Origin of the sequence: Pseudomonas sp. NPDC089396 (assembly GCF_044749545.1) — a bacterium.
GTDB lineage: Bacteria > Pseudomonadota > Gammaproteobacteria > Pseudomonadales > Pseudomonadaceae > Aquipseudomonas.
The window spans coordinates 183,298-209,021 of record NZ_JBIVIC010000004.1; the positions used below are offsets into that span (position 1 = coordinate 183,298).

23 protein-coding genes are annotated in these 25,724 nt (G+C 63.6%); 8 read left to right on the plus strand and 15 right to left on the minus strand.

Annotation, left to right across the window (positions count from 1 at the left end):
• Positions 1 to 15: 15 nt before the first annotated feature.
• Positions 16 to 1,695: an MFS transporter gene (locus tag ACIPZB_RS09050; RefSeq protein ID WP_400639911.1), complete on the plus strand. Its 1,680-nt coding sequence runs from the start codon at positions 16 to 18 to the stop codon at positions 1,693 to 1,695.
• Positions 1,696 to 1,815: 120 nt separating this feature from the next.
• Here the strand turns inward: ACIPZB_RS09050 and ACIPZB_RS09055 are convergent, their stop codons facing one another.
• Together ACIPZB_RS09055 and ACIPZB_RS09060 are read right to left on the minus strand one after the other, a co-directional pair.
• On the minus strand, positions 1,816 to 2,385 hold the full coding sequence (locus ACIPZB_RS09055) for a hypothetical protein (RefSeq protein WP_400639912.1): 570 nt from the start codon (positions 2,383 to 2,385) through the stop codon (positions 1,816 to 1,818).
• Between the two features lie 76 nt (positions 2,386 to 2,461).
• Positions 2,462 to 2,848 (minus strand): VOC family protein, encoded by a 387-nt coding sequence (locus ACIPZB_RS09060; protein ID WP_008090953.1) that lies wholly within the window; start codon positions 2,846 to 2,848, stop codon positions 2,462 to 2,464.
• Positions 2,849 to 3,029: 181 nt separating this feature from the next.
• Between ACIPZB_RS09060 and ACIPZB_RS09065 the strand changes: the two genes are divergently transcribed.
• Complete coding sequence (locus ACIPZB_RS09065; RefSeq protein ID WP_008090951.1) at positions 3,030 to 3,935, plus strand: LysR family transcriptional regulator; 906 nt, start codon at positions 3,030 to 3,032, stop codon at positions 3,933 to 3,935.
• Between the two features lie 118 nt (positions 3,936 to 4,053).
• On the opposite strand, the gene ACIPZB_RS09070 is transcribed toward ACIPZB_RS09065, so the two are convergent.
• Both ACIPZB_RS09070 and ACIPZB_RS09075 read right to left on the minus strand, forming a co-directional pair.
• Positions 4,054 to 4,470, minus strand: a complete 417-nt coding sequence (locus ACIPZB_RS09070) for a RidA family protein (protein WP_400639913.1) — start codon at positions 4,468 to 4,470, stop codon at positions 4,054 to 4,056.
• Complete coding sequence (locus ACIPZB_RS09075) at positions 4,470 to 5,789, minus strand: flavin-containing monooxygenase (protein ID WP_400639914.1); 1,320 nt, start codon at positions 5,787 to 5,789, stop codon at positions 4,470 to 4,472. Before ACIPZB_RS09075 ends, ACIPZB_RS09070 begins: the two co-directional genes overlap by 1 nt.
• A gap of 303 nt (positions 5,790 to 6,092) precedes the next feature.
• Between ACIPZB_RS09075 and ACIPZB_RS09080 the strand changes: the two genes are divergently transcribed.
• Together ACIPZB_RS09080 and argE are read left to right on the plus strand one after the other, a co-directional pair.
• A complete protein-coding gene (locus ACIPZB_RS09080) occupies positions 6,093 to 6,770 on the plus strand; it encodes a DUF1028 domain-containing protein (protein WP_400639915.1) in 678 nt (225 codons plus the stop codon).
• Complete coding sequence (argE, locus tag ACIPZB_RS09085; RefSeq protein WP_400639916.1) at positions 6,763 to 7,923, plus strand: acetylornithine deacetylase; 1,161 nt, start codon at positions 6,763 to 6,765, stop codon at positions 7,921 to 7,923. The genes ACIPZB_RS09080 and argE overlap by 8 nt, the downstream gene beginning before the upstream one ends.
• 101 nt (positions 7,924 to 8,024) lie before the next feature.
• On the opposite strand, the gene ACIPZB_RS09090 is transcribed toward argE, so the two are convergent.
• From ACIPZB_RS09090 to ACIPZB_RS09110, 5 genes are all read right to left on the minus strand, one after another.
• Complete coding sequence (locus tag ACIPZB_RS09090) at positions 8,025 to 9,293, minus strand: carbohydrate porin (RefSeq protein WP_400639917.1); 1,269 nt, start codon at positions 9,291 to 9,293, stop codon at positions 8,025 to 8,027.
• 110 nt (positions 9,294 to 9,403) lie between these two features.
• Complete coding sequence (locus tag ACIPZB_RS09095; protein ID WP_400639918.1) at positions 9,404 to 11,821, minus strand: glucose/quinate/shikimate family membrane-bound PQQ-dependent dehydrogenase; 2,418 nt, start codon at positions 11,819 to 11,821, stop codon at positions 9,404 to 9,406.
• 237 nt (positions 11,822 to 12,058) lie between these two features.
• Complete coding sequence (locus ACIPZB_RS09100; protein WP_400639919.1) at positions 12,059 to 14,263, minus strand: TonB-dependent receptor; 2,205 nt, start codon at positions 14,261 to 14,263, stop codon at positions 12,059 to 12,061.
• 125 nt (positions 14,264 to 14,388) lie between these two features.
• A complete protein-coding gene (locus tag ACIPZB_RS09105; RefSeq protein ID WP_400639920.1) occupies positions 14,389 to 14,742 on the minus strand; it encodes a cupin in 354 nt (117 codons plus the stop codon).
• 155 nt (positions 14,743 to 14,897) lie between these two features.
• Complete coding sequence (locus ACIPZB_RS09110; RefSeq protein WP_400639921.1) at positions 14,898 to 15,509, minus strand: LysE family translocator; 612 nt, start codon at positions 15,507 to 15,509, stop codon at positions 14,898 to 14,900.
• Between the two features lie 101 nt (positions 15,510 to 15,610).
• On the opposite strand from ACIPZB_RS09110, the gene ACIPZB_RS09115 reads away from it, so the two are divergent.
• Positions 15,611 to 16,594 carry a GlxA family transcriptional regulator gene (locus ACIPZB_RS09115; protein ID WP_400639922.1) on the plus strand — a complete coding sequence of 328 codons (984 nt, stop codon included), beginning with the start codon at positions 15,611 to 15,613 and terminating at the stop codon, positions 16,592 to 16,594.
• Positions 16,595 to 16,644: 50 nt separating this feature from the next.
• Here ACIPZB_RS09115 and ACIPZB_RS09120 read toward each other — a convergent pair whose 3' ends face one another.
• Positions 16,645 to 17,496, minus strand: a complete 852-nt coding sequence (locus ACIPZB_RS09120; protein ID WP_400639923.1) for a CAP domain-containing protein — start codon at positions 17,494 to 17,496, stop codon at positions 16,645 to 16,647.
• A 256-nt stretch (positions 17,497 to 17,752) separates the two neighbouring features.
• Here ACIPZB_RS09120 and ACIPZB_RS09125 point away from each other — a divergent pair, with 256 nt between their 5' ends.
• On the plus strand, positions 17,753 to 19,930 hold the full coding sequence (locus ACIPZB_RS09125) for a TonB-dependent receptor (protein WP_400639924.1): 2,178 nt from the start codon (positions 17,753 to 17,755) through the stop codon (positions 19,928 to 19,930).
• 19 nt (positions 19,931 to 19,949) lie between these two features.
• Here the strand turns inward: ACIPZB_RS09125 and ACIPZB_RS09130 are convergent, their stop codons facing one another.
• Together ACIPZB_RS09130 and ACIPZB_RS09135 are read right to left on the minus strand one after the other, a co-directional pair.
• Positions 19,950 to 20,561, minus strand: a complete 612-nt coding sequence (locus ACIPZB_RS09130; protein ID WP_400639925.1) for a cell wall hydrolase — start codon at positions 20,559 to 20,561, stop codon at positions 19,950 to 19,952.
• Positions 20,562 to 20,609: 48 nt separating this feature from the next.
• A complete protein-coding gene (locus ACIPZB_RS09135; RefSeq protein WP_400639926.1) occupies positions 20,610 to 21,527 on the minus strand; it encodes an AEC family transporter in 918 nt (305 codons plus the stop codon).
• A gap of 318 nt (positions 21,528 to 21,845) precedes the next feature.
• Here ACIPZB_RS09135 and ACIPZB_RS09140 point away from each other — a divergent pair, with 318 nt between their 5' ends.
• A complete protein-coding gene (locus ACIPZB_RS09140; RefSeq protein WP_400639927.1) occupies positions 21,846 to 22,301 on the plus strand; it encodes an REP-associated tyrosine transposase in 456 nt (151 codons plus the stop codon).
• 168 nt (positions 22,302 to 22,469) lie between these two features.
• On the opposite strand, the gene ACIPZB_RS09145 is transcribed toward ACIPZB_RS09140, so the two are convergent.
• The gene (locus ACIPZB_RS09145) at positions 22,470 to 23,381 is read right to left on the minus strand and encodes a LysR family transcriptional regulator (protein ID WP_400639928.1); all 912 of its coding nucleotides are present in this window, start codon (positions 23,379 to 23,381) and stop codon (positions 22,470 to 22,472) included.
• A 138-nt stretch (positions 23,382 to 23,519) separates the two neighbouring features.
• Here ACIPZB_RS09145 and sodC point away from each other — a divergent pair, with 138 nt between their 5' ends.
• Entirely contained in the window at positions 23,520 to 24,035 is a 516-nt protein-coding gene (gene sodC / locus ACIPZB_RS09150) for a superoxide dismutase [Cu-Zn] SodC (protein ID WP_400639929.1), read from the plus strand.
• A gap of 64 nt (positions 24,036 to 24,099) precedes the next feature.
• Here sodC and ACIPZB_RS09155 read toward each other — a convergent pair whose 3' ends face one another.
• A complete protein-coding gene (locus ACIPZB_RS09155; protein ID WP_400639930.1) occupies positions 24,100 to 24,699 on the minus strand; it encodes an START domain-containing protein in 600 nt (199 codons plus the stop codon).
• An 88-nt stretch (positions 24,700 to 24,787) separates the two neighbouring features.
• Positions 24,788 to 25,624 (minus strand): bifunctional allantoicase/(S)-ureidoglycine aminohydrolase, encoded by an 837-nt coding sequence (locus ACIPZB_RS09160; protein WP_008093910.1) that lies wholly within the window; start codon positions 25,622 to 25,624, stop codon positions 24,788 to 24,790.
• Between the last annotated feature and the right edge of the window lie 100 nt (positions 25,625 to 25,724).

Here is a 25,724-nt window from a genome sequence, read left to right on the forward strand (position 1 = left end):
AGACGGAGGCAACCCATGGCGGTTATCGACAGCGCATCCACGGGCAGTAGCGCGCCCCAACGTGGCATCACCAAGGAGGAGCGCAAGGTCATATTCGCCTCCTCCCTGGGCACGGTGTTCGAATGGTACGACTTCTACCTGTATGGCTCACTGGCGGCGATCATCGCCAAGCACTTCTTCGCCGGCGTCAATGAAACCACCTCGTTCATCTTCGCCTTGCTGGCCTTCGCGGCAGGCTTCGCCGTACGGCCGTTCGGCGCCATCGTGTTCGGCCGTCTGGGCGACATGATCGGGCGCAAGCACACCTTCCTCATCACCATCATCATCATGGGCCTGTCGACCGCCATCGTCGGCCTGTTGCCCAGCTATGCCAGCATCGGCGTGGCGGCTCCGGTCATCCTGATCACCCTGCGCCTGCTGCAGGGCCTGGCCCTGGGTGGCGAGTATGGCGGTGCGGCAACCTATGTGGCCGAGCATGCGCCCAAAGGCCGGCGCGGGTTCTTCACGGCCTGGATCCAGACCACTGCGACGCTTGGCCTGTTCCTTTCGCTGCTGGTGATCCTGGCCTGTCGCACGGCCATGGGCACCGAGGCGTTCGAGGCCTGGGGCTGGCGCATACCCTTCCTGCTGTCGATCCTGCTGCTGGCGATTTCGGTGTACATCCGCCTGCAGCTCAACGAGTCGCCGGTGTTCCTGAAGATGAAAGCCGAAGGCAAGGCGTCGAAGGCGCCGTTGACCGAGTCCTTCGCCCGCTGGGAAAACCTCAAGGTGGTGATCATGGCGCTGCTCGGCGGCACCGCCGGCCAGGCGGTGGTGTGGTACACCGGGCAGTTCTATGCGCTGTTCTTCCTGTTGCAGACCTTGAAGATCGACCCGCAGACCGCCAACCTGTTGATCGCAGGTTCCTTGCTGATCGGTACGCCGTTCTTCATCTTCTTCGGCAGCCTGTCCGACCGCATCGGTCGCAAGAAGATCATCATGGCCGGTTGCATCATCGCCGCGCTCACCTACTTCCCGATCTTCAAGGCGCTGACCGAGTACGGCAACCCGGATGTGTTCGTCGCCCAGGAGCAGAACCCGGTCGTGGTGGTAGCCGACCCTGGGCAGTGCGCGTTCCAGTTCGACCCGGTGGGCAAGGCCAAATTCACCAGTTCTTGCGACATCGCCAAGAGCCTGCTGGCCAAGCGGGCGATCCCCTACGAAAACCAGAAAGCCGAGCCGGGCAGCGTGGCGCAGATCCGCATTGGTGAGCGGGTGATCCCAAGCTTCGAGGGCAGCAGCCTGGCGGCGGCGGATCTCAAGACCCAAGGAGATGCTTTCACCGCGACGTTGACGGGTGCATTGAAAGAGGCCGGTTACCCGGAAAAAGCCGACCCGGCGAAGATCCATTACCCGATGGTGCTGTTGCTGCTGACCATTCTGGTGATCTACGTGACCATGGTGTACGGGCCGATTGCAGCATGGCTGGTGGAGTTGTTCCCGGCGCGTATCCGCTACACCTCGATGTCGCTGCCGTACCATATCGGTAATGGCTGGTTCGGCGGTTTCCTGCCGACCGTGGCCTTTGCCATGGTGGCGGCGACCGGGGATATCTACTACGGGCTGTGGTACCCGATCGTGATTGCAGTGATGACGGCGGTGTTGGGGATCTTCTTCATGCCGGAAACCAAGGACCGGGACATTACCCACACTTGAGTTTTGGGGTGAGGCTGCCGGCCCTATCGCCGGCAAGCCGGCTCCCCCAGGTACACCACAGGTTTCAAGACTTGTGATGTACCTGTGGGAGCCGGCTTGCCGGCGATAGGGCCGGTGCAGTCAGTCGAAGTAGCCGCGCAAGGTATAGGCGTACCCCATGTCCACGGCTTTGCCTTCCCCCCGGCTCCAGCGCTTTTTCATCACGAACTCGAACGCCGGCTCGTACAGGCCATCACGCACCACCGCCCCGCCCAGCACTTCGACGTCATACCAGCCATTGTCCACCTCGACGATCGGCCGCCCAGGTACCTGGTAGCGGGCCAGCAGGTCGCCGAGGGTCTTGGGCGTGAAATGCTGCAGGATGCGCCAGGTGTAGAGCATCACGGAACGGTTCTGAACCTGCAGCACGTAGCCATTGCGCCGATGTTTCAGGCGGCTGCCGGGCTCGAGCAGGGCTGGCGGGTGACCATCGAGGGTGAAGATGATGTGGTAGGGCAGGTTGTCGATCCCGGCCAGGGGTAACACGACGCCTTCCTGCACGGCCAGGTCGCCGCTGTCGCCATGGGTGAATGCGTTGGCCAGGTCGGCAGGCAGCTGGTGTTCGTGCTTGAAACGGTCGAGCAACTGGATGTCACCGACCAGGAAGTAGTCGACCAGGTCGTTGAGCACTTCGCTGAATTCGTGGCGCATTTGGCTTCCTTATTGTGGCTCACGGGCAACAGCAACCAATTTAGCGAATGGGTACCCCGCCTGCCAGCGGCCAGGGTCAGTGCTTCTGGGCGATCTGGATCAGGTTGCCGCAGGTGTCATCGAACACGGCAATGGTGACCGGGCCCAGCTGGGTGGGCTCCTTGGTGAACTTCACACCGGCCTTGCACAAGCGGGTGTACTCGGCCTGGATATCGCGCACGCCAAACGAGGTGGCCGGAATGCCATCTTGCCTGAGGGCAGCCTTGTAGGTTCTGGCAGCCGGGTGCGTGTCAGGCTCCAGCACGAGCTGTACACCGTTCGGGTCGTTGGGCGAGGTGAGGGTGAGCCAGCGATACTGGCCCATGGGTATATCGTCCTTGGGCTCGAAGCCGAGCACATAGTGGTAGAACGCCAGGGCCTTGGCCTGGTCGTCGACGAGGATGCTGGTGACAACGATCTTCATAGGCGTACACCGTACCTGTGGCGCGTTAGGTTCAGTAAAGACGCTCTGCCAGGCACCTGCGAAAAAAAATGTGCTCAAGCCATAGGCAAAACCTTTATCACCCGGCAACCTGTGCCCTGCGCCCGCAAGGTAAAGTGACAGGAAAATTCCCACGGCGCTGATCGGCGCCAGAGAGGTGCCTGTGGCTTCCTACACCCTGCGACAACTCAAGTATTTCGTCACCACCGTCGAGGCCGGCAGTGTTGCCGAAGCATCGCGCCAGCTGTACATCGCCCAACCGTCGATTTCAACGGCGATCAAGAGCCTGGAAGAGAGCTTCGGTGTGCAGCTGTTCATCCGCCACCACGCCCAGGGCGTGTCGTTGACCCCCAGCGGCAAGCGCTTCTATGCCAAGACCAAGACGCTGCTGCAGATGACCCACGAGTTCGAGCAGAACGCCCTGGCCGACAACGACACCGTGGCCGGGCAGATCGACATCGGTTGCTTCGAAACCGTGGCGCCGTTGTACCTGCCGCGTTTGATCGCCGGTTTTCGCCAGCGCTACCCGGGCGTCGACATTCGCCTGCGCGATGGCGAACAGCAAGACCTGATCCAGGGCCTGACGGCAGGCACTTTCGATTTGGCGTTTCTCTACGATCACGACCTGGACAACACCATCGAGGCCGAGCCGCTGATGCCGCCGCAGAAGCCTTATGTGCTACTGCCCGAGAAGCACCGCTTCGCAGGCCAGGCACAGGTGTCGCTGCGCGACCTGTGCCCCGAGCCGATGATCCTGCTGGACGTGGCGCCGAGCCGTACTTATTTCGTCAGCCTGTTCAATGAAATGGGCCTGACGCCGAACATCGTGTTCAGTTCGCCGTCGATCGAGATGGTGCGCGGGATGGTGGGGCAGGGCTTCGGGTTTTCGCTGCTGGTGACCCGGCCACATTCGGAATACACCTATGACGGGCAGAAGCTGGTGACGCTGGACATTACCGAGCCCGTGGCCCTGTCGGGGCTGGCGGCGGCGCGGCTGAAGCGGGTGCAGTTGACCAAGCCGGCGCAGCTGTTCGTGGATTTCTGCCGGGAAGAGTTGGCCAAGTTCTGAAATGGTTGGGGCCGCGTTGCGGCCCTTTCGCGACACAAGGCCGCTCCTACAGCGATACTTGTAGGAGCGGCCTTGTGTCGCGAATGGGGCGCAAAGCGCCCCCGGCTATGTCACCGAATCACTCCTGATCCGGAATCACCGCAATCACATCGATCTCCATCAGCCACTCAGCCTGAGCCAGGCCCGCCACCACCAACCCGGTGGAAATCGGGAACACGCCCTTGAGCCATTTGCCCACTTCCTTGTACACCGGCTCGCGGAAACGCGGATCGGTGATGTAGGTGGTGGTCTTGACGATGTGCGACAGGTCCGAGCCTGCTTCTTCAAGCAGCTGCTTGACGTTCTTCATCGCCTGTTCGGTTTGCGCCCGTGGGTCGCCCAGGCCTACCAGGCGCCCTTCGAAGTCGGTACCGACCTGGCCACGCACGTAGACGGTGTTGCCCGCGCGCACGGCCTGGCACAGGTCGTTGTCCAGGGTCTGGTTAGGGTAGGTGACCTTGGTGTTGAACATGCGGATGCGAGTGTGAGTAGGCATCAGTGGGCTCCGAGGGTGCTGACGTTGCTGATCGAGGAAGTGTGTTGCTCATCCGCATCACGCTGTTCGCGATCGCGGTAGGCCAGGTAGGTGCGTTGGGTGGCAATGTGGCCGGCGACGTGCTTGGCGTCGTGCCACACGCCCCAGATGAACGACGAGCCACGGCGCGACAGCCACGGCAGGCCGAGGAAGTACACGCCTGGCTCGCGGGATACGCCGCGCTGGTGCTGAGGCTTGCCGTTGGCATCGAAGGTGTCGACCTGCAGCCAGCTGAAGTCCACGCCATAACCGGTGGCCCAGATGATGCTGGTGACGCCGGCCTTGGCCAGGTCCAGTTCCTGCAGCGGGTTGCTGATGCAATCCGGGTCGGGCAGGCGGTTGCGGGCCTCGGGCTCTTCCGGCAGGTCCAGGCCGTTGCGCTCGACATAGGCATCGGCGGCATCGAGCAGGGCCAGGTAGTTCTCGTCGCCGCGCTGGATGTTCTCGGCCAGGTTGTCCTGGAAACGCGCCACGCCGTTGTCGAACGACTGGGTCAGGCCGACCAGGGTCATGCCCTGGTGGGCGAGGGCGCGGAAGTCCACGGTGTGACCGCCACGGGCGCCGCTGACGGCGATGGTCACGTGCTCGCGGCCCGGTTTGGCGATCTCGGCATCCCACTCGCCCAGCACACCCAGCCACCAGCAGAAGTCACGGTTGCGGTAGGCCCGTGGCGGGCGGTCGTGGGCGCCGACCGACAGGTACACCTGGCGCCCGGCACGCATCAGTTCTTCGGCGATCTGCACGCCCGAGGAACCGGCACCCACCACCAGCACGGCGCCTTGCGGCAGTTGCTCGGGGTTGAAGTAGGCGGCGGAGTGGATCTGGTGCAGCTGCTCGTCCTTGGGCGCAATGGCCGGGATCACCGGGCGCTGGAACGGGCCGGTGGCGGCGACCACGCGGTTGGCGCGGATCATGCCTTCATTGGTTTCGATGGTGAAGCCTGGGCGGTCGGCATTGCGCACCACTTTCTTCACTTCGATACCGGTGCGCACCGGCAGGTTGTATTTGCGCACGTACTGCTCGAAGTAGTCGGCCACCTGTTCCTTGCCGGCGAACGCATCGGCGTCGAGGTTGAATTCCAGGCCGGGGAAGCGGTCGTGCCAGACTGGCCCGTTGGCCACCAGCGAATCCCAGCGACCGGTGCGCCAGGCCTCGGCGATACGCTTGCGTTCCAGCACCAGGTGCGGCACGCCAAGCTTGCTCAGGTGTTCGCTCATGGCCACGCCGGCTTGGCCGGCGCCGACGACCAGGGTGTCGATTTCGATATTGTTCAGTGTCATGTCCGAGCCCTTGTTCAGGCGGTTTTTGTCAGGTCGGTTTGGAGGACCGCCGTTACCTGGGGCCAGACTAGGGATGCAGGGGGAATCGCGAAAATAGTATTTAGCTAGTGCTTGCCGATAAAACGGCGAAGGCCTTGAGGGGCAAGGCCTGCGTGAAGGTTTTGCGCTGTTTTGCGCGTGTTTTAAAGGGCGCTTTGCAGCCTTAGTTTTTTCCTGTTCAAGGCACAGGAAAAAGGTCGTTTCGCGCACTAGAGGCTTCTGTTCAGATTGCCTGCAATCGCACAGAACAACAGGAGCATTCACATGACCTTTTCCATCATCGGTCGCTGCCAGGAAACCGGCCAGGTCGGTATCGCCATCAGCTCGTCGAGTATCGCCGTTGGCGCGCGTTGCCCATGGGTACGTGCCGGTGTCGGCGCCGTCGCCACCCAGAACATCACCTTGCCTGCACTGGGGCCGCAGATCCTCGATGCCCTGGAACAGGGCCAGATGCCGCCCGCCGCGGCATTGGACCGGGTGCTCAGCGCCAATGGCTGGAGCGAGTACCGCCAGGTCACGGTGATTGACAGTCAAGGCCAGGTCGCCCTGTTCACCGGCAAGGAAGCATTGGGCGTGCACAACGCCGTTGCCGGTGAGCAATGCGCTGCGGCCGGTAACCTGTTGTCTTCGCTGCAGGTGATCGAGGCCATGGTGCAGGCCTTCGAACAGGCCGGTGGGCACCTGGCTGATCGTCTGCTGGCGGCCATGCACGCGGCGATGGCCGCCGGTGGCGAGGCGGGGCCGGTGCACTCGGCGGCGCTGAAGATCGCCGGCGAGCTGACCTGGCCGTTGGTGGACCTGCGTGTGGACTGGGCCGACGAAGACCCGATCGGCGTGCTCGACGGCCTGTGGCAGGCGTATCGCCCGCAGATGCAGGACTACGTCACCCGCGCCCTCGACCCGACCACCGCGCCAAGCTATGGGGTGCCGGGTGATGAGTGAGTTCAGCAGCCGCGCCTTGTTGGCGCGGTTGGTCGGCTTTGCCACGGTCAGCCGCGATTCCAACCTGCAACTGATCGGCTTCGTGCGTGATTACCTGGCGGGCCTTGGCGTGGACAGCGAGCTGTTCCTCAACCCTGAAGGTACCAAGGCCAACCTGTTCGCCACCATCGGCCCCAAGGATGTGGGCGGTGTGGTGTTGTCCGGCCATACCGACGTGGTGCCCGTGGATGGCCAGGCCTGGACGGTCGAGCCGTTTGCTCTGAGTGAGCGCGACGGGCGCCTGTATGGCCGCGGCACGGCCGACATGAAAGGCTTCATCGCCTCGGTGCTGGCAGCGGTGCCGGCGTTTCTGGCGCAACCACTGCGCATGCCGGTGCACCTGGCGTTTTCCTATGACGAGGAAGTCGGTTGCCTGGGCGTGCGCTCGATGCTGGCCGCCCTGCAACAGCGCCCGCACAAGCCCCGGCTGTGCCTGATCGGCGAACCCACCGAGCTCAAGCCGGTTCTCGGGCACAAGGGCAAGCTGGCCATGCGCTGCCAGGTGCAGGGCGCTGCCTGCCATTCGGCGTATGCGCCTTACGGGGTCAATGCCATCGAGTACGCCGCCAAGTTGATCGGCAAGTTGGGCGAGATCGGCGAGGCGCTGGCGCTGCCCGAACACCATGACGAACGTTTCGACCCGCCGTTCTCGACCGTGCAGGCCGGCGTGATCAACGGCGGCAGGGCGCTGAACATCGTGCCCGAGGAATGCACGTTCGACTTCGAGGTGCGTGCCTTGCCGGGGTTCGAGGCCCAGGCTGTGGCTGACCAGTTGCAGACCTATGCCGAGTCCCAATTGTTGCCGCGCATGCGCAAGGTCAACGCGGCCAGTGCGATTCGTCTGGCCCCGTTGAGTGCCTACCCGGGGTTGGCCACCCCGGCGGACAGCGAGGCGGCGCGGTTGGTGGCGCTGCTCAGTGGTTCGGAGGATTTCGGGACGGTGGCGTTCGGCACCGAAGGTGGGTTGTTCGACCAGGCCGGCATCCCCACGGTGGTGTGCGGACCGGGTAGCATGGATCAGGGGCACAAGCCGGATGAGTACGTCAGTGTCGAGCAGTTGCAGGGGTGTGATGCGATGCTGCTGAGGCTGGTGGATTACCTCAAGCAGGGCTGATTGCGCTGGCCCATCGCCGGCAAGCCGGCTCCCACAGGTACTGCACTGAACCCTGTGGGAGCCGGCTTGCCGGCGATGGGCCGCAAAGCGGCCCCAGGGCCTTAGAAGATCGCCTTGACCTGCAACCCAACCACCAGCGCGTTATCGATGGCCTTCCCGGAGAACGCCCCCGGCTCGATGATGTATTGCACATCGGGCCGCAGGTTCAGCCACGGCGTTGCCTGGTAGCCATAACTCAATTCGATCAGCTGCTCTGCACTGTCGATATTCGGGAAGGGCTGCCCGGCATTGAACGCCGCGTCCTCCAGCACGTCGCGGCTGCGCGGGTTGGGCACGGCGCGGCCATAACCCAGGGCCACGGTGTCGCGCGGACGCCCCTCGAACGGCTTGTACAGCACCACGCCTGTGCCATACCACTTGGTGAACGGCGAGGCGGCCTCGCTCGATGCCGAATATTGGCCAAAGGCGTGTAAGCTGCGGCCTGGCGAGCCGGCATCGTTCCACACCGCCTGGTCGATCAGCACATAGTGGCCGCCTCGGCCGGATACTTCCTCGTCGCTGCCAATGCGCTTCACGTCGGAGCTGTCGTAGTAGTAACCCAGCTTGTACTCACCCGGCAGCTCGCCCTGCAGCTTGTACACCAGCTCCACCGGAAGCACCGTACCGGTCGTGTGCTTTGGCCCCAGGTGCCAGGCACGGCTGGAATTGCCGTTACTTTCCGGGTCGACATTGAACGCTGCCACACGAAGCTGCCAGGACGGCGACAGGTCGTACTTCACACGCACGCCCAGGTGGGCGTTGGGGTAGTTGGTCCAGCCGCTGCCGCCGGACATGTTCAGCGGGTGGCCGCAGAAGCCTGCGTTCATGAAGTTGCACAGGATGCCGCTGTCCAGGCCGCCGAGGTCGTTGCCCATGGCCATGTAGCCGAGCTTGACGTTGAGCGCCGGGGTGAACAGCGTGCGCTCGTAGCTCAGCTCGGTCAGGCGGGTGTACAGGCCACCGAAGTTTTCCTGGATCGGCAGGCGGTTGCCTACCAGGTCTTCCGAGGCGCTGTTGCCGCGACGGTCGTTGATCGTCAGCTGGACCTTGCCGCCGTTGTCCAGGCCATACAGCTTCGACAGGTCGAACTGCACGCCGAGCTTGAGGTTCTGCGAGTAGCGGGCCGAGCGGTGCAGGCCGCCGTGGGCGTTGTAGGCGGTTTCACCGCTGTAGTCGCCGGTGAACTTGATACCGTCATCTTCGAGCTGGTGACGCAGGCCGCCCCAGTCGCCGGTCATTGTGTTGCGGGTCATCAGGTCGCCTTCGGCCATGGCGGTGGTGCTGGCCAGGGCAATCAGCAGGGGGGAAGTGATGCGAAAAGCGGATGGCATTGCGGGTTCTCGATTGATCTTTCAGGGCCTCATCGCCGGCAAGCCTGCTCCCAAAGGTACTGCAGCGAACCTTGTGGGAGCCGGCTTGCCGGCGATGGAAACGACGCGATTTATGGCAGGGCGTAAGAAATCACATAGTCGCCACGGTCAGTCGACTGACGGGCGCCGCCGGCGGTGATGACCACATACTGCTTGCCGGTCTTCGGCGAAACGTAGGTCATCGGGCCACCCTGGCTACCCACTGGCAGTCGGGCTTTCCAGACTTCGTTGCCGTTGCTGCTGTCGTAGGCGCGCAGGTAGAAGTCCTGGGTGCCGGCGATGAACACCAGGCCGCCTTGGGTCGACAGGGTGCCGCCGAGGGTCGGCAGGCCGATCTTGATCGGCAGGTGCATGCGGATACCGAGCGGACCTGTGTCTTCCACGGTACCCACTGGCACCTGCCAGGCGATCTGGCGGGTCTTCATGTCGATGGCGGTCAGGGTGCCGAACGGAGGCGCCTGGCACGGGATGCCGGCGACCGACAGGAAGCGGTTCTTGTTCACCGCATACGGGGTGCCCTTGAGCGGCACGGCGCCCATGCCGGTGTTCAGCGCTTCGCCACCGGAGGTGGCCTGGCCCTTGTTCTGCGACGGGATCATCTGAATCCACAGGCCCAGGCGCATGTCGTTGACGAAGATGAAACCATGCACCGGGTCAGTGGAAATGCTGCCCCAGTTCATGCCACCCAGCGAGCCCGGGAAGCTCAGCGACAGGTCGGTGCCTGGCGCGGTGTACAGGCCGTCGTAGCGCATCTTCTTGAAGTCGATGCGGCACAGTAGCTGGTCATACGGAGTGGCGCCCCACATGTCCGATTCGGTCAGGGTCTGCGCGCCGATCTGCGGCATGCCCACCGATTTGGGCTGGGTCGGGGCGTACGGCTCGTTGGGAATGTTGCTGGGCTTGACCGGTACTTCGTCGACCTGGGTCAGCGGCTTGCCGGTGGCGCGGTCGAGCACGTAGATCTGTCCGGCCTTGGTGCCGATCACCACCGCAGGGACCGACTGGCCGTCGTCCTTGGTGAAGTCGATCAGGCTCGGCTGCATCGGCAGGTCGAAGTCCCAGAGGTCGTTGTGCACGGTCTGGAACACCCACTTTTGGTTGCCGGTGGTGGCGTCCAGGGCCAGTACCGAAGCGCCGTAGGTGTGGTCCAGCTTGCTACGTTCGACGCCATAGATGTCGGTGGACGACGAACCCATCGGCAGGAATACGGTGTTCATCGCCGGGTCGTAGGACATCGGCGCCCAGCTGTTCGGGGTGCTGCGCACATAGCTGCTGCCTTCGGCAGGCGCGTTGCGATCTTCCGGGTTGCCCGGGTCGAAGGCCCAGCGCATTTCACCGGTGATCACGTCGAAGCCACGGATCACCCCGCCAGGCATGTCGGTCTGGACGTTGTCGGCGACACGCCCGCCCACCACCACGGTGGTCCCGGCCATCAGCGGCGCGGACGACAGCTGGTAGTAGGAGTCCGGTACGTTACCCAGGCCGGCCATCAGGTTGACCTGGCCGTTGTTGCCGAAGCCCTGGCAGAACGCGCCGGTGTCGGCGTCGACCGCGATCAGGCGGCCGTCGATGGTGTTGGTCAGCAGGCGACGCTGGCAGTTGGCACCGGCCGCTACGCTGGCGACGGTGATCGGCGAGCTGTTCGGCTGGGTCGGCTGGGCGATGGCGCCCGTGGCGTCGAAGTAGGCCATGCCGCGGCAACGCTGCCAGACCTTGGACTGGGCATTGATCGCGTTCTTCCACAGCTCTTTGCCGGTGTCGGCGTCCAGGGCGATCAGGTTGTTGTGCGGGGTGCAGATGAACACCTTGTTGCCGACCTGCAGCGGGGTCAGCTGGTCTTCGGCACCGTTGCCGTCGCTGATCGCCACGTCGCCGGTGTGGTAGGTCCAGGCCACTTTCAGCTTGTCGACGTTGTCGCGGTTGATCTGGTCCAGTGCGGCAAAGCGGCTGCCACCTTCGGTGTTGCCGTAGTGGGCCCAGTCTTTCTGCCCCTTGCCGGCTTCGACCGGGGTCATGCCCGGGCCTTTACCGGTGGGCGCAACGCTTGGGTGGGCGACGAACATGTTGCCGGCAGCGATCACCAGCACCACGGCCAGCACGCCAGCGATGCCGTAGGCACCACGGCCGGTGCTGCCGCCATTGGCGCGCACCAGCAGCGGATAGACCGCCGCCACCACCATGCCGATCGCAGCGAACATGAACAGGCGCGAGAACAGTGGCCAGAACACCAGCCCGGCATCGATCAGCGCCCACAGCGCGGTGCCGACCAGGAATGCCGCGTACAGCCAGGCACCGGCCCGTTTGCGGCGGGCGATGAGGACACCGGCGATGGCCATGGCCAGGCCGCCGATCAGGAAGTACCAGGAACCGCCCAGGCCGGCCAGCTTGACGCCGCCAGCAGCCAGGAGGAGGCCGAGCAGGGCGATGATCACGCCCAGGCCGACCAGAATGAGTTTTGTGGCGCCAGAGGCGCGCGGTGTTTCGTTCATGCCAGGGATCTCAGCAGGTGGAATGCGCGCAGTTTAAGCCCTTAGCAAGCTAATTAACAAGTTAGTACATATTCTTCTGAGGCTGATTGTCGCAGGGCTGAACTTGCAGGCTGGTCGCGAAAAGTCTAGAACATGCGTTGAAAATTGCAGAAAACAGCACGTTTGATTCACGGCTTGAGGAGTGGTCAGACTTTTGTATTAGGCATGAAGGCCTGCCGCAGGCAGGCCCTTTTTTGCTTAAAACTGATACTTGGCGGTGAGGATTGCTGCCCTGTCGGGGCCATACTCGATGGCCGAGGAGCGCGCGGCGTTGCCGTTTTGCTGGCGCACCCGTTCCACGTAGGCTTTGTCAAACAGGTTGTTGACGTTCAACTGCAAGTCAAGTTGCCGGTTCACCTGATAACCGAGCATGGCGTTGTGCAGCCAGTAGGCATCGAGTTTGGCGGTGGTGCTGGAGGTGACATTGCGTTCGCTGATATACCGGGCGCCATAGCCGAAGGTCCAGCCAGGGGTGAGCCGGTAGGTGGTCCACAGGTTCATCGAACGGGGCGGGGTGTTGGCCAGCGCATGCCCCTTGCTGGCGAAGCTGTTGCCGCTTGCGGTGGCCTTGAGCGTCTCACTGTCGAGGAAGGTGTAATTGGCGAACACCGTCCAGCGTTCGCTCAGATGGCCCGTGAGGCCAAGTTCCAGGCCTTGTACACGTTGTTTACCGGACAGCTGGGTGGAGCCGTCAGCCAGCGTCTCGCGGGCGTTGCTCTTGACGATATGGAACAGCGCTGCATCGAGCTCCAATTGTTGGTCGAGCAACGCCAACTTGCTGCCGAGCTCCCAGCTCTGATTTCTTTCCGGAGCAAGCCCTTCGGTTGCCGCGGTCAGGCCCCGGGCATTACCGGCCAGTGATTCGGCCGACGGGTTGAAGGAGTTGCCCCAGGCAAGGTACACGCGGCCGTGTTCGGTGGGCTTGTAGACCAGCCCCGCGCGGCTGCTCAGGGGGGTGTCCACGGAATTGAACGCCGAGGTGCGTACGTGGGCCGGGGAATAGCCTTTGGCGCTGCCGGCGAAACGGTCTTGGCGCAGGCCAAGGTGCAGGTCCCAGCGTTCACTCAGGGCCACGGTGTCGAACAGGTAGATGGCCTGGTTGTCCAGCGCGGTTTCGCTGTACCCCGTGACAGCCTTTTCCACTGGGCCGTACCAGTAACCGGGTGGGTTCCCCAGGTCGTAACCGTTGGCGGGGTAGCGCGTGGTGCCGAGGCCGTGATCGTAGGTTTTCAGGTCCAGCGTTTCGCGGGACAGCTCTACGCCGACTACCCAGTCGTGGCCCACGCCCAACAGCTGGTCGTGGCCTAGCAGGCTGGTCTGGCTGATCCACATCTGCGTGGTGGCGTCGCGGCCGTACCCCTGTGGCCCGGCCGGGCAGTAGCGCCCAGGTGGCAAACCCTCGGTATTGACGTGGGAGGCGGACACCACCGTGTCACGCCTGAGCTGTCCATAGCGGGCCAGTTGCTGCAGGCGCAATCGCTCGTTGAAGTCATGCTCCAGGTTGAGCGTGAACTGGTTCTGTTCGATGTGTTCCTTATCGAGGTTTTTCCAGCCGAAGTATTGCTTGCGCTCGACACCTGCCAGACGCTTGCCATCAAGAGCCGGTACTCCGTAGTCCGGCAGGTTGTCATCACGCTGATGCACGGCGCTCAGGGTCAGCCAGGTGGCGTCGCCTAGGCCGAGTTGCAGGGCCGGTGCAATGCCCCTGCGTTTCTGGTCGATGCCGGGGCGACCGGGCACTTCGTTGCTGTGCGCCATCAGGTTGATACGCGCGGCGCTACCCTGGCCGACATCGTTCAGTGGCTGGTTGCTGTCCAGGGTCAGGCGTTGATAGCCGGCGCTGCCCAGGCTGCCGCCCAGGTGGGTGAAAGCCTGTTGCTCGGGCTGCTTGCTGATCAGGTTGATGCTACCGCCGGTGGTGCCGGCGCCGCCGAACACTGAACTGGGGCCTTTGACGACCTCGACCTGTTCGGTGTTGAAGGTGTCGGAACGCGTGGTCTGTGCACTGTCGCGCAGGCCGTCGACCTGGATGTTGTTGCTGGCCGAGAAGCCGCGGATGTTGATGCTGTCACCAGAGCCGCCACCGCCTTCACCGGCATTGAAAGTGATGCCTGAAACGTTCGACAGCACCTGGCGCAAGCCTAGCGCCTGTTGCTGGGCGAGCACAGGAGCAGGGACCACGTTGATGGTCTGTGGGGTATCGAGCAATGGGGCACTGTGTTTGATCGATGCCGAGCGTTCGGTACGTGGGCTGATCGCGGCTGGCGCCGTGACATCCGTTTCCTCCAGCTCGATCAAGGGTGGCGCGGCGAGGGCATTGCCACACAGGGAAGCGGCACCTAGGCCGAAGGCGGTGCTGCGCAGGGCGCTGCGGATATTGCGGTCGGTAGTGAGGTCATGCATGTTCGAACGTCCAGCGTTGGAGAGTGAAGCCGAGCTGTGAGTGATTTTTCACAGGCAAGCGGGGGCACTGCGCCACGGCCACAGGCCGCGCAGGCGTTTAGAAAGGATGAATTGGGGCGATCAGGTCAGCTGACAGGCCAGGGCGTTGTGCTGTCGTAGAACACGGCAAGCCAGACGGTGTGGGTGCCTTGGGCGGTCCATTCCACGCGATGTCGACAGTGCGCCGGGATGTCCAGGCAATCACCGGGTGCCAGCGACCGGGTGTGGGCTTCATGCTCCAGGCGCAGTCCGGCACTGCCGCTCAGCAGCAAGATCCATTCGCCTTCGGGCTGGTCGTACCAGAAGCCAGGTGGGCTGCACTGGCCACTGGAAACGATGCGCTCGATGCGCAGGCCAGGGCGTTTGAGCAGGTCGTCGACCCACTCTGGCGTGGCAGGGTCACAAGGGGGGAGAGGGGTCAGCACGTTGGTGAGTGTCATAGGAAATCTCGCTCTTCGGGAGGTAATTCACTATGGACTTCATCGAAAGGCGGCGCGCTTCTTGACCGCCTATCCGGGATGTAGGAATTGTCTGAGACTTAAAAAAAAAGGGTACATCTGGACAAGCTTCTGGCGATCCGGCGGTGCCGCTCGCCCTAACGCCCGAGCGGCAAGGCCACGCCGATCAAGGCAAACAAGCTCCCGCAGCAGCGATTGAAACCCTTGCCGCCCTTGGCCAACCAGGGCTTGATACGAAACGCCAGGCGCGCCAGCAGGTACTCGACCACGAACTCCACGCTGGCGAACGTAGCAGCCATGATCACGAACTGCAGGAACAAGCCGCGCTGCGGGTCGATGAACTGCGGCAGGAACGCGCCGTAGAACAGCAGCACCTTGGGGTTGGCCATGGCCGACAGCAGGCCCTGGCGGAACATGCCGGCGTTGCTCAAGCGCGCAGCTCGCGCATTCACGTCCAGGTGCAAGGCCGGGCTGCGCCAGAGCTGGATACCCAGCCATACCAGGTAGGCCCCGCCTACCCACTTCAGCACGGTCAGCACCGATGCCGAGGTCTGCAGCAAGGCGCTCAGGCCGAACATGGCCAGGGCGATCAATGCACTGAAACCGAACACCCCGCCAACGATGGTGAACAAGGTCCGTCGCGCGCCGTACAGCGCGCCGTGGGTCAGGGCCAGCAAGCTGTTGGGGCCCGGGGTAAGCGACAGGCCGATGCTCGCCAGCAGGTAGATGAGCCAGGTATCCAGTGCCATGGAAAATGCCTTGTGTGAGCGAAGGCGGCCAGTTTAAGGGACGGCCAGGAATGCCAAGGGTATTATCTGGACATCCTATGGTGCTTTCTGGACATTCCACCGTGCCCCCTGATATCCGTTTGCTGATCCTGCCACTGCCGGAATTCGCCCTGCTGCCTTTTGGCGCCTTTCTCGACAAACTGCGTTTCAGTGCAGACGATGAGGACTACAGCCGCCAACGCTATTGCGCCTGGACGCTGGGTAGCCTGACGGGTGAACCGGTGATGTCGAGCAGCGGGGCGGTGCTGCAGGTCGAGGCCATCGCCCAGCAGCGGCTTGCGGACTACGACTACCTGGTGCTGTTTGGCGGCCGCAATGCCGGGGCCACGGCGCGCCTTGCGCCGCAATACAAAAACCTGCTCAAGCGCGCGACGCGGGCTGGCGTGAAGCTGGTTGGCATCGACAATGCCGCGTTTCTGCTGGCGGCCTGCGGCTTGCTGGACGGGCACAAGGTGGTGGTGCACTGGCGGCATGAAGCCGAGTTTCGCGCCAGCTTCCCTCACCTTGAGGTGCTGCGTGAACAGTTGTATTGCATCGACAGGGGGCGTATCACCTGCGCCGGCGGTACGGCTGCCATCGACCTTGCCGTGGAACTGCTGTCACACGGCTGCGGGCGCGCCCGTGCGCTCAAGGGCCTGGCCGACATGCTGGTGGACGAGTCCCGGAACAGCCGCCATGCCCTGCGTTCGCTGGAGGCAGGGGCAGGGCAGGGGCGTCAGGTGCAGCGCGCCCTGGCGCTGATGCGACACCACATGGCGGCGCGCCTGTCCATCGAGCAATTGGCGGCCGAGCTGGGCATCAGCCGGCGGCAGCTGGACCGTCAGTTCCAGGCCAGCCATGGCATGAGCGCCAAGGCTTGGTGGCAGGAGATGCGCCTGCAGCAGGCGCGCTGGCGGTTGCTCAATTCCAGCCACAGCCTGGGGCAGATCGCCGATGAGGTGGGGCTGGGCGATGCCAGTTACTTGGGGAGATGCGTGCGGCAACGCTTTGGGTGCACGGCGATGGCGTTGCGTGAGCAACAGTCTTGCTCAATTTCCAAGCACTGACGCGATCCCGGCTCCCACAGGGATCGGGGTGTTTTCAGAAGTGAAACTGATTACTGCGGTGTGCCAAACAACCCCGTCCAGTAGATCCCGGCATCGCTCTTCGGGTCCACGGCATAGGCGGCGCCCATCTCGCGAAAATCCGGGTTCATCAGCGTGGCGCAATGCCCGGGGCTGGCCAGCCAGCCATCCACCACCTTCTGCGCACTGTCGCGCCCGGCGGCGATGTTCTCGCCGATCTGCTGGTACAGGTAGCCGGCCAGCTCCGCCCGGTCACCCGGGGTGCGGCCATCGCGGTCGATGTGGTCGAAGAAATTCTGGTTGGCCATCGCCCGCGTATGGCCGGCCGCCACGCCGGCGAGGGCGGTACTCCAGGTCAGCGCCGATGTCGCCGCGAACGGCTGGCCACCACATTGGCGCGGCGCCTTGCGCGCCACATTGATGGCTTGCATCAGCTTCTGCCCCTCGGCCTGCCAATCACCCAGGCGCCCGCTCAACAAGGGGCGGGCCAGCACGATGCGCCAGTCGCGGCCTTCCTGGCTGACGCCGATATCGACGAACTGCGGGTCGAGCACCACCTGGCAGAAGCTCTCTTCGATGGCATGCATCGCGGCGCGAGCGTCGCGCGGGCCGGACAGGCTGATGGCCTGGACGTTGACCATCGGGTAGGCGGCGCGGGTCATGGCCTGCTGCAGGTCGCGAGTGCCTTCCGGCGACAGCGCCAGGCGGGTGTCGCTATTGAGCGGTGGCAGTTCCAGCGATGCCTCGCCGCCACAGGGCTGGGCCTGGCTGCGGTAGGTATTGATCGACTCGATCAGCTGCGCCTCTTCGCCGGTGGCGGCCAGGCTCCCGGTCGTGACGACCAGGCCCAGCGACAAGGCGGCAACGGATGACAGGACGCGCATGTGGATCTCCCTGTGACTGGCAGCGTCTTGGTATGCGCTGCTCATCCTACACAAGCCCAGGGCTTTTGGCCCGGAATCGTGCATCGCGAAGTAAACGCCGGCAAAGGCTTGCAGGCGGCAAAAGAGGGAGTAGACCACTGGTCGACAAAAAAGTGCGAAACATTGTTAAATATTCGTAATATCGGCTGTAAACAATACGCAATTGAAAATGATTGCGCTTGCCAGGGAGGCTTTACTTAGAACACCGGAGCCTTGCATGGCACGCTTCCCTTCGTATCGGTTGACCTTCTTCGTTGCTTGCTGTTCCGTTGCCGTCAGTGCCCAGGCGGCCGACGGCGCCATCGAACTCGATGCCACCGCCATCAATGCCGAGGCTGGACAGCCCAAGGGCGAACCACCGCCAGCCTTTGCCGGTGGCCAGGTCGCGCGCGGCGGGCAGATGGGCGTGTTGGGCAACCAGGACATGATGGACGTGCCCTTTACCATGACCAGCTACACCTCGCAGCTGATCGAGGACCAACAGGCCGAGGACATCGGCGATGTGCTGCTCAACGACCCTTCGGTGCGCCAGTCGTTCGGCTTCGGTAACCAGTCCCAGGTCTTCGTCATCCGTGGGCTGCCGCTCAATGGCGACGATGTGGCGTTCAATGGTCTGTACGGTGTGCTGCCACGGCAGATGATTTCCACCGATGCCGTGGAGCGGGTAGAAGTGCTCAAGGGCCCCAACGCTTTCCTCAACGGTGCCAGCCCCACCGGCACCGGCCTTGGCGGCAACGTCAACCTGCAGCCCAAGCGCGCGGGTGATACGCCAACCCGGCGCTACACCCAGGACATCAGCAGCGATGGCCGCCTCGGCGAGCACCTGGATCTGGGCCAGCGCTTTGGTGAGGACAACCGCTTTGGCGTGCGCCTGAACCTGTCGCAGCGCGAAGGCGAAACCGCGGTCGACGATCAGGACCAGCGCAGCAAGCTGTTCATCGTCGGCCTCGACTACCGTGGCGACAACTTCCGCCTCTCTACCGACATCGGTTACCAGAAACAGCGGGTCAACCACATGCGCAACTCGGTGCGCCTGGGCGCTGGCCTGACCGATATCCCGCGTGCGCCGGATGCCGATCACAACTACGGCCAGGACTGGTCATGGACCGAGACCGAGGACACCTTCGGCATGGTCCGCGGCGACTACGACTTCAACGAAAACTGGAGCGGCTACCTGGCCGGTGGCCTCAAGCACACACACGAAAACGGCTTCTACGGCACGCCGATCCTCACCAATGCGGCCACCGGCGCGGCCACCGGCGCGGCCACCATCGGCGGGTCGGAGATCCCCCACAACGAGGACAACAGCACGCTGATGGGCGGCATCAATGGCCGCTTGCAGACGGGCCCGGTCAGTCATCAGCTGAACCTCGGCGCAGCCAGCATCTGGACCCAGCAGGAAAACGCCTTCGTCTTCTACAATTCGCAAGCGACCAACATCTACAACACCGACCCTCTGCCCAAACCCACCACGCCGACCTTCGCCAGTGGCAAGCTGGATGACCCAGGGGTGACTGGCAAGACCCGCAACCGCAGTATCGCCGTGTCCGACACCGTGGGCCTGTTCGACGATACCTTGCTGCTCACCGCCGGTGTGCGCCGCCAGCAGCTGCGCGTCGAGGGCTATGCCTACGATGGCGAGGGGCCGGACCTGGGCCGCAATGCCTTCTACGACGAGTCGGTCACCACGCCCGTGTACGGCATCGTCTACAAGGTCAACCCGTCGATCTCGCTGTATGCCAACCGAATCGAAGGCCTGGCCCAGGGCGCGACGGCATCGGGGCAGGTGGTCAACGCCGGCGAAGTGTTCCCGCCAGCCAAGACCAAGCAAGTGGAGGCCGGGGTGAAGCTCGATTACCAGACATTCGGGGCCAACCTGGCCGTGTTCCGCATCGAACGGCCTACCGACGGTTTCGTTGAGGGTAATGTGTTCGTCCAGGACGGCGAGCAGGTCAACAAGGGCATCGAACTCAGTGTCTTCGGCGAGCCGCTGCGAGGTCTGCGTCTGATGGCGGGCGGCACGCGCATGGACAGCGAATTGAAGAAGACTCAGAACGGCGCCAACGATGGCAATCACGCGGTAGGGGTGCCGACCTTCCAGCTCAACGCCAGTGTCGACTGGGATGTACCAGGGCTCGAAGGTGTGGCGCTCAATGCCCGCATGCTGCGCACGGGCGGGCAGTATGCGAATCCGTCCAATACCCTCAGCCTGCCGACCTGGAACCGCTTCGACGCTGGCGCGCGCTATCGCTTCAAGGTGCAGGAGAAGGAAGTCACCCTGCGGATGAACGTGGAAAACCTCACCGACAAAAACTATTGGGCTTCGGCCAATGGCGGTTATCTGACCCAGGGCGATCCGCGCCTGGTGAAGTTCTCCGGGACGATCGACTTCTGATGAGCAGGGCGTTCATCGGTCAGCGCGCCAACGCCTGGTTGGGCTTGTAGAACAGGAAATGCCGGGTCTCGGCGGTCTTGCGATAGGTTTTCGCCCAGTCGGGGTGCACGTTGCGGTCATGGAAGTACAGCGCGCCCCCGGTCGAGTCCTTGAGCTGCTGGTTGATTGCTTTGCGCGCGATCTCCTTGGCGATGTCATAGCGCTGCGCTTCCTCGACCTGGTCGGAGCGCCCGTCGCACCACCAGGAGAACTGGCAGGACTTGCTTTCGACCCCTTGCTTGACCACCCCGCAGATGGTGTCCGGGAAGCCCTCATGGCCCAAGCGGTTGAGCACCACGCTGGCGACCGCACTCATGTCCTTGGCATCGGCGCCCTTGGCTTCCCAGTAGATGGTGCGGGCAAGGCAGGTGATGCTGTCATCCATGGGCGCCTGGCCTGCCGGGTCGACAGCCTTTACCTCGCCGGGTGTCAGGGTTTCGGCCTTTTTCGGCGGCGGCGCGTCTTCGACGACTTTTTCTTCGAGCTTTTCCGCCTTGTCTTCGGCCACTGCGGCCTTGGCTGGCTCGACGGCGTGCAGAGGGCCTGCGAGCAGGGCTGTGGTCAATCCGATCAGCATCCACGAGCAGCGCATGGTCGAGCTTCCGTAGTGTGGGTTGCCTCACAGTCTAGCCAAACGCCATCACTTCAGCGTAAGCATTAATACCAAGGGCAAGGTCACGGCGGCGGCCACGGTCTGCAAGGCGATGATGGTCGCCATCAGCGGCGCGTTGCCCCCCATCTGCCGCGCCATGACATAGGACGATGACGCCGTTGGCAGCGCCTGGAACAGCACCGCCACCACTGCCGCCTGGCCACTGAGGCCAAGCAGGCGGCACAGGCCCCAGGTGGTCAGTGGCATGACCAGGAACTTGAACGTCGATGCCGCCATCAGTGGCCGCACCTGCTGACCGAGGCTGGCACCGCCCAGTGCTGCGCCTACGCACAGCAGGCCCAGGGGCAGGGCGGCCTGGCCCAGGGCTTTTACCGTCGGTTCAAGGCCCGCAGGCAGGCCCAGCCCCGTCACCCGCAGCAGCAACCCGCCGGCGCAGCCGACGATCAGCGGGTTGGCGAAAATCGCCCGCAGCACCGTGGCGGGTGAGCTGTGGCGGGCGCTGAAACGGGCGAACACCAGCACGCAGAGCAGGTTGACCAATGGCACGATGGCCGCGTTGGCCACGGCCGCCAGGGCAATCCCGGCGCTGCCGTAGATGCCGGCGGCCAGGGTGGCGCCGATGTAGTTGTTGAAGCGCACGCCGCCCTGGAACACCGAGGTGAAGTCGGCGCCGTCGTGGTTCACGGCGCCCTGGTAGAGCACCAGCAGCACGGCACCGAGCAGGGTCGAGAGCATCAGCACACCCACCATCCCCAGCACCGGCACGCCCTCGAGGTTGGCGGTGGCCAGGCCGTGGAGGAACAGCGCTGGCAACAGCACGTAGTAGCTCAGGCGTTCAGCGCCGGGCCAGAAGCTTTCGGCGAGAAAGCCGCGGATGCGCAAGAGGGTGCCCAGGGCAATGAGCAGGATGATGGGCACCAGGGTGGTCAGCAGCAGGGGGAGCATGGCAGGTGTTCCGTGGTCGGGTACCGGCACAGGTTAGCGCGGCCGACAGGTCATTAAAAACGCGCATTTCTGCAGTCACCGTTGAGAAAAACTGCACAGTTCCAGCTCAGAATCCAGAAGCTGCCCCACCCCTCCTGTGGGGCAGGCCCTATCGCCGGCAAGCCGGCTCCCACGGGAGTTTTGCAGTGCATCTGAGGGCTTGTGGGAGCCGGCTTGCCGGCGATGGGAGCAACGCAGTAACACCAGGTGCCAATTGAACCCAACCTGTCAGCTCCATCATTACTAGCCTGATGAGCCAACCATCAGGAGGCAGGGTACATGGAACGTCCCCATTCAAATCAGTTGAGAATTGGCCGGTTTTCAGAAAGGAATCGGCTGTATCTCCTCACCAGCACCACATTGCACAGAGACCCAGTACTGAGTGGATTTCACTCGGCTCGCCTGCTGGTCCGCGAGTTTCGCCAGGCCGAACTGGAAGGTGCCGCCCGATCATTAGCTTGGGTGGTGATGCCTGATCATTTCCACTGGTTGATCGAGCTGGGGCCGGTGAGCCTGAAAACCCTCATGCGCCGAGTGAAGTCGCGAAGTACCTGCGTCATCAACCATCATCTAGGGCGATATGGGAGGCTTTGGCAGAAGGGGTTTCATGACCGGGCTTTGCGGCGCGAAGAGGATGTGCAGGATGTGGCGCGGTATATCGTCTTGAACCCGAAACGGGCGGGTTTGGTTGATCGGGTGGGGGATTATCCGCATTGGGATGCAATCTGGCTTTGATTGAGGTGCTGGCTGTCAGGGCCTCATCGCCGGCAAGCCGGCTCCCACAGGGGTGGTGCAAGCTTTTAGATCATGTACAAAAGAGTTGCTCCCACAGGTGCACCACAGGCTTTGAAGGCTGCGCTTACCGGTGGGAGCCGGCTTGCCGGCGATAGGGCCTGCCCTGCCTCAATTGAGCCGCGCTATGCTCGCACGACACGCTCCCACAGGAATCACGTCTGCTTCCAGCGCTGTCTTCACCACCGCACTCAAATGCCGCCGCTGGCTTTTTTCATGCTCCAGCAGCACCACCCGCCGTGTCAGTTGCGGCTCGCCGAAGGGCAGGCAGGTTGCAGGTGGCAGCCTCTGCACATCGTCGTCAGACATGGGAATGATCGCCACCCCCAACCCCATGACCGCCATGCGCGCCAGCGCTTCCTGGCTGTCCAGTTCCATCTGTTCACTCACCTGCAGGTGCTGTCGGCGCAGTTCCTGCTCGATCTGCCGGCCGGCCCACGCACGCTTGTCAAAGCGCAGAAAAGGCTGGCTGGCCAACAGCTGTGGCAGGCTCTGGCCGGCAAGCTCAGGGCTGGCGATGGCCCAGAAGCGGTCTTCGAACAGCGGCGTGTAGTCGAGGTTTTGCGGATAGGGGCTGACGGGCTCGGTGGTGATCGCCGCATCCAGTTCGCCGTCCTCCACGCGCCGCGCCAACTCCGCAGACATCCCCGAGGCCACGCTGATGTGCAGATCCGGGTGATGCGCCTTGATCCACACCAGCGCGTTGGGCAGGCGGCGGGCGAGTACCGTATGAATCGCCCCGAGCCGCAGGCGGCCACGCAGGCTCGGGCCGCTGGCCAGGGCGTCGGCCAGTTCGTCATACGCCGCCAGGAGGGTCTCGGCGCGTGCCACGGCCAGTTGCCCCGCCTCGGTCAGCAGCACCTGGCGGCGGCTGCGGTCGAACAGCACGACCTGCAGCTCCTCTTCCAGGGTCTTGATGTGCAGGCTCACCGCCGACGGGGTGAGGCTGAGCAGGTCGGCGGCACGGGCGAAGGTGCCGTGGCGGGCGATGGTCACCAGGGTGCGCAGGGCTTTGAGGGACACGCGGGCAGGCTCCGGGTTGAGCGGGCAATGCGGCATTGTGTTTCAGTCTGTGGCTGGATGGAATGCCTGGCGGCCTGGGCAGTCCCAGCTGTTACGCGGGTAGCAACGCCCGTGTTTCACACGCCATGGAGAATCTACATGAAAGCAGCGCTATTCACTGCCTTGCTGGCCTCTGCCGGCTTTGCTCAGGCCGCGCAGACGGTGGAACTCAAGCTCGCCGGGCCAGACGGCCCAGGCAAGTCGATCGGTACCATCAGCATCGAGCAGAACCCGTACGGCACTTTGCTCACGCCGGACCTGAAGGACCTGCCGCCCGGCGTACATGGCTTCCACCTGCACCAGAACCCTTCCTGCGGCCCAGCAGAAGAAAACGGCAAGCCCGTGCCCGCGGGCGCTGCAGGCGGCCACTGGGATCCCAGCTCAAGCAATGCGCACAAGGGGCCATATGACGACAGTGGTCACCGCGGCGACCTACCAGCGCTGTATGTCGGTGCTGACGGCAAGGCCAGCTACCCGGTACTGGCGCCAAGACTGAAGGTCGCCGATTTCAAGGGGCATGCATTGATGGTGCATGCCGGGTCAGACAATCACAGCGACCATCCCGAAAAGCTGGGCGGTGGTGGTGCCCGTGTCGCCTGTGGCGTAGTGCAGTAACTTGCGTTTCAGGGCAGCGCCACTGCCTGCTGCAGTTCATCGACCGGGTTTCCAGCGCCAGGCCTCAGCGCTGGCGCTCGGCGACCGCCCGCAAGGTCCGCAAGGTAACCACCGGCGCATCGACCACGAAGCGGTTGGCCAGCCAGCCTGGCACGTCACCAGCCGGGTCGGCCTTGAGCTGGTAGGTCACTTCGGTTTCTCGCTCGCCCAGCGGTTTCATCACCCATTCACCGCTCAGGTGCTGCACGCGGATCAATCCCGGCTCTTCGGGCAGCTTGCCGGGCTCGGCGCTCAGGTGCCGCACCAGGGTGCCGTCGTCCAGGCGCTCGGTGGTGACCTTGAGGATGATGTCGCGCGGCAATGTCGGCCAAGGCAGGTTGGTGGTCAGGTAGATCCAGGTGCTGTCGCCGTCGACCTCGACCAGGCGCATCTGGTCACAGGCATACAGCCACTTGCAGGCGACCCGCAGGTTCTCCTGCAGGTCGACGAGGGTGCGCACGCTGGCCTTGATGGTGCTGACGCCGCGAAACTGCTGGTAGGGGGAGTCCGCCACGCCGCTGAGGTAGACGCGAATGCCCTCGCGGTCGTAGGCCAGGCTCCAGCCATCGTCGGCCAAGGCGCCGGTGGACAGCAGCAGGGCGGCAAGCAGCAGGCAGCGGTTCATGGCAAGTACCGCGCAACAGGGGAACCTGCAGTATGCGCGGCAAATAAAAAGCCCGCCAGAATGGCGGGCTTCTTCAAGCAGCCTGGGCTTAGCGCTGCGGGTTGAGCGTCAGGTGCACGTGGCGGTTGACGTCCTTGTACAGCAGGTAGCTGAAGTTGCCTGGACCGCCGGCGTAGCAGGCTTGCGGGCAGAAGGCGCGCAGCCACATGAAGTCGCCGGCTTCCACTTCGACCCAGTCCTGGTTCAGGCGGTACACCGCCTTGCCTTCGAGTACGTACAGGCCGTGTTCCATCACGTGGGTTTCAGCGAACGGGATCACGCCGCCCGGCTGGAAGGTGACGATGTTGACGTGCATGTCGTGGCGCATGTCGGCCATGTCGACGAAACGGGTGGTTTTCCAGCGACCTTCGGTGCCCGGCATTTCGATGACGGTAGCGTTGTCGCGGTGGGTGACGAACGACTCGGGGATGTCCAGGCCCTCGACCTTCTGGTAGTGCTTGCGCAGCCAGTGGAAGGTGACGTTGGACTTGCTGTTGTTGCGCAGGCTCCACTCGGCGCCCGGTGCCAGGAAGGCATAACCACCCGGTACCAGGGTGTGGTGTTTGCCTTCGACGGTGATGTCCAGCTCGCCTTCGACGATGAACACCACGGCTTCTGCGTTCGGGTCCAGCTCAGGCCGCTCGCTGCCGCCTTCCGGGGCCAGTTCGACGATGTACTGGGAGAAGGTTTCGGCAAAACCGGTCAGCGGGCGAGCGATGACCCACATGCGCATCTTGTCCCAGAACGGCAGGTGGCTGGTGACGATGTCGCGCATCACGCCTTTGGGGATGACGGCATAGGCTTCGGTGAACATGGCACGGTCAGTCAGCAGCTCGGTTTGAGCCGGGTGCCCACCGTGGGGGGCGAAGTAGGAGTGATTCGACATGGACGGTCTCGACTTGTTGTTCTCTCCCCGTGCCTTGGACCACACCGGCCGGTGCGTGCAGGGGATGTACGGACAGCATATGGGGCAGTCCGTGGCATCC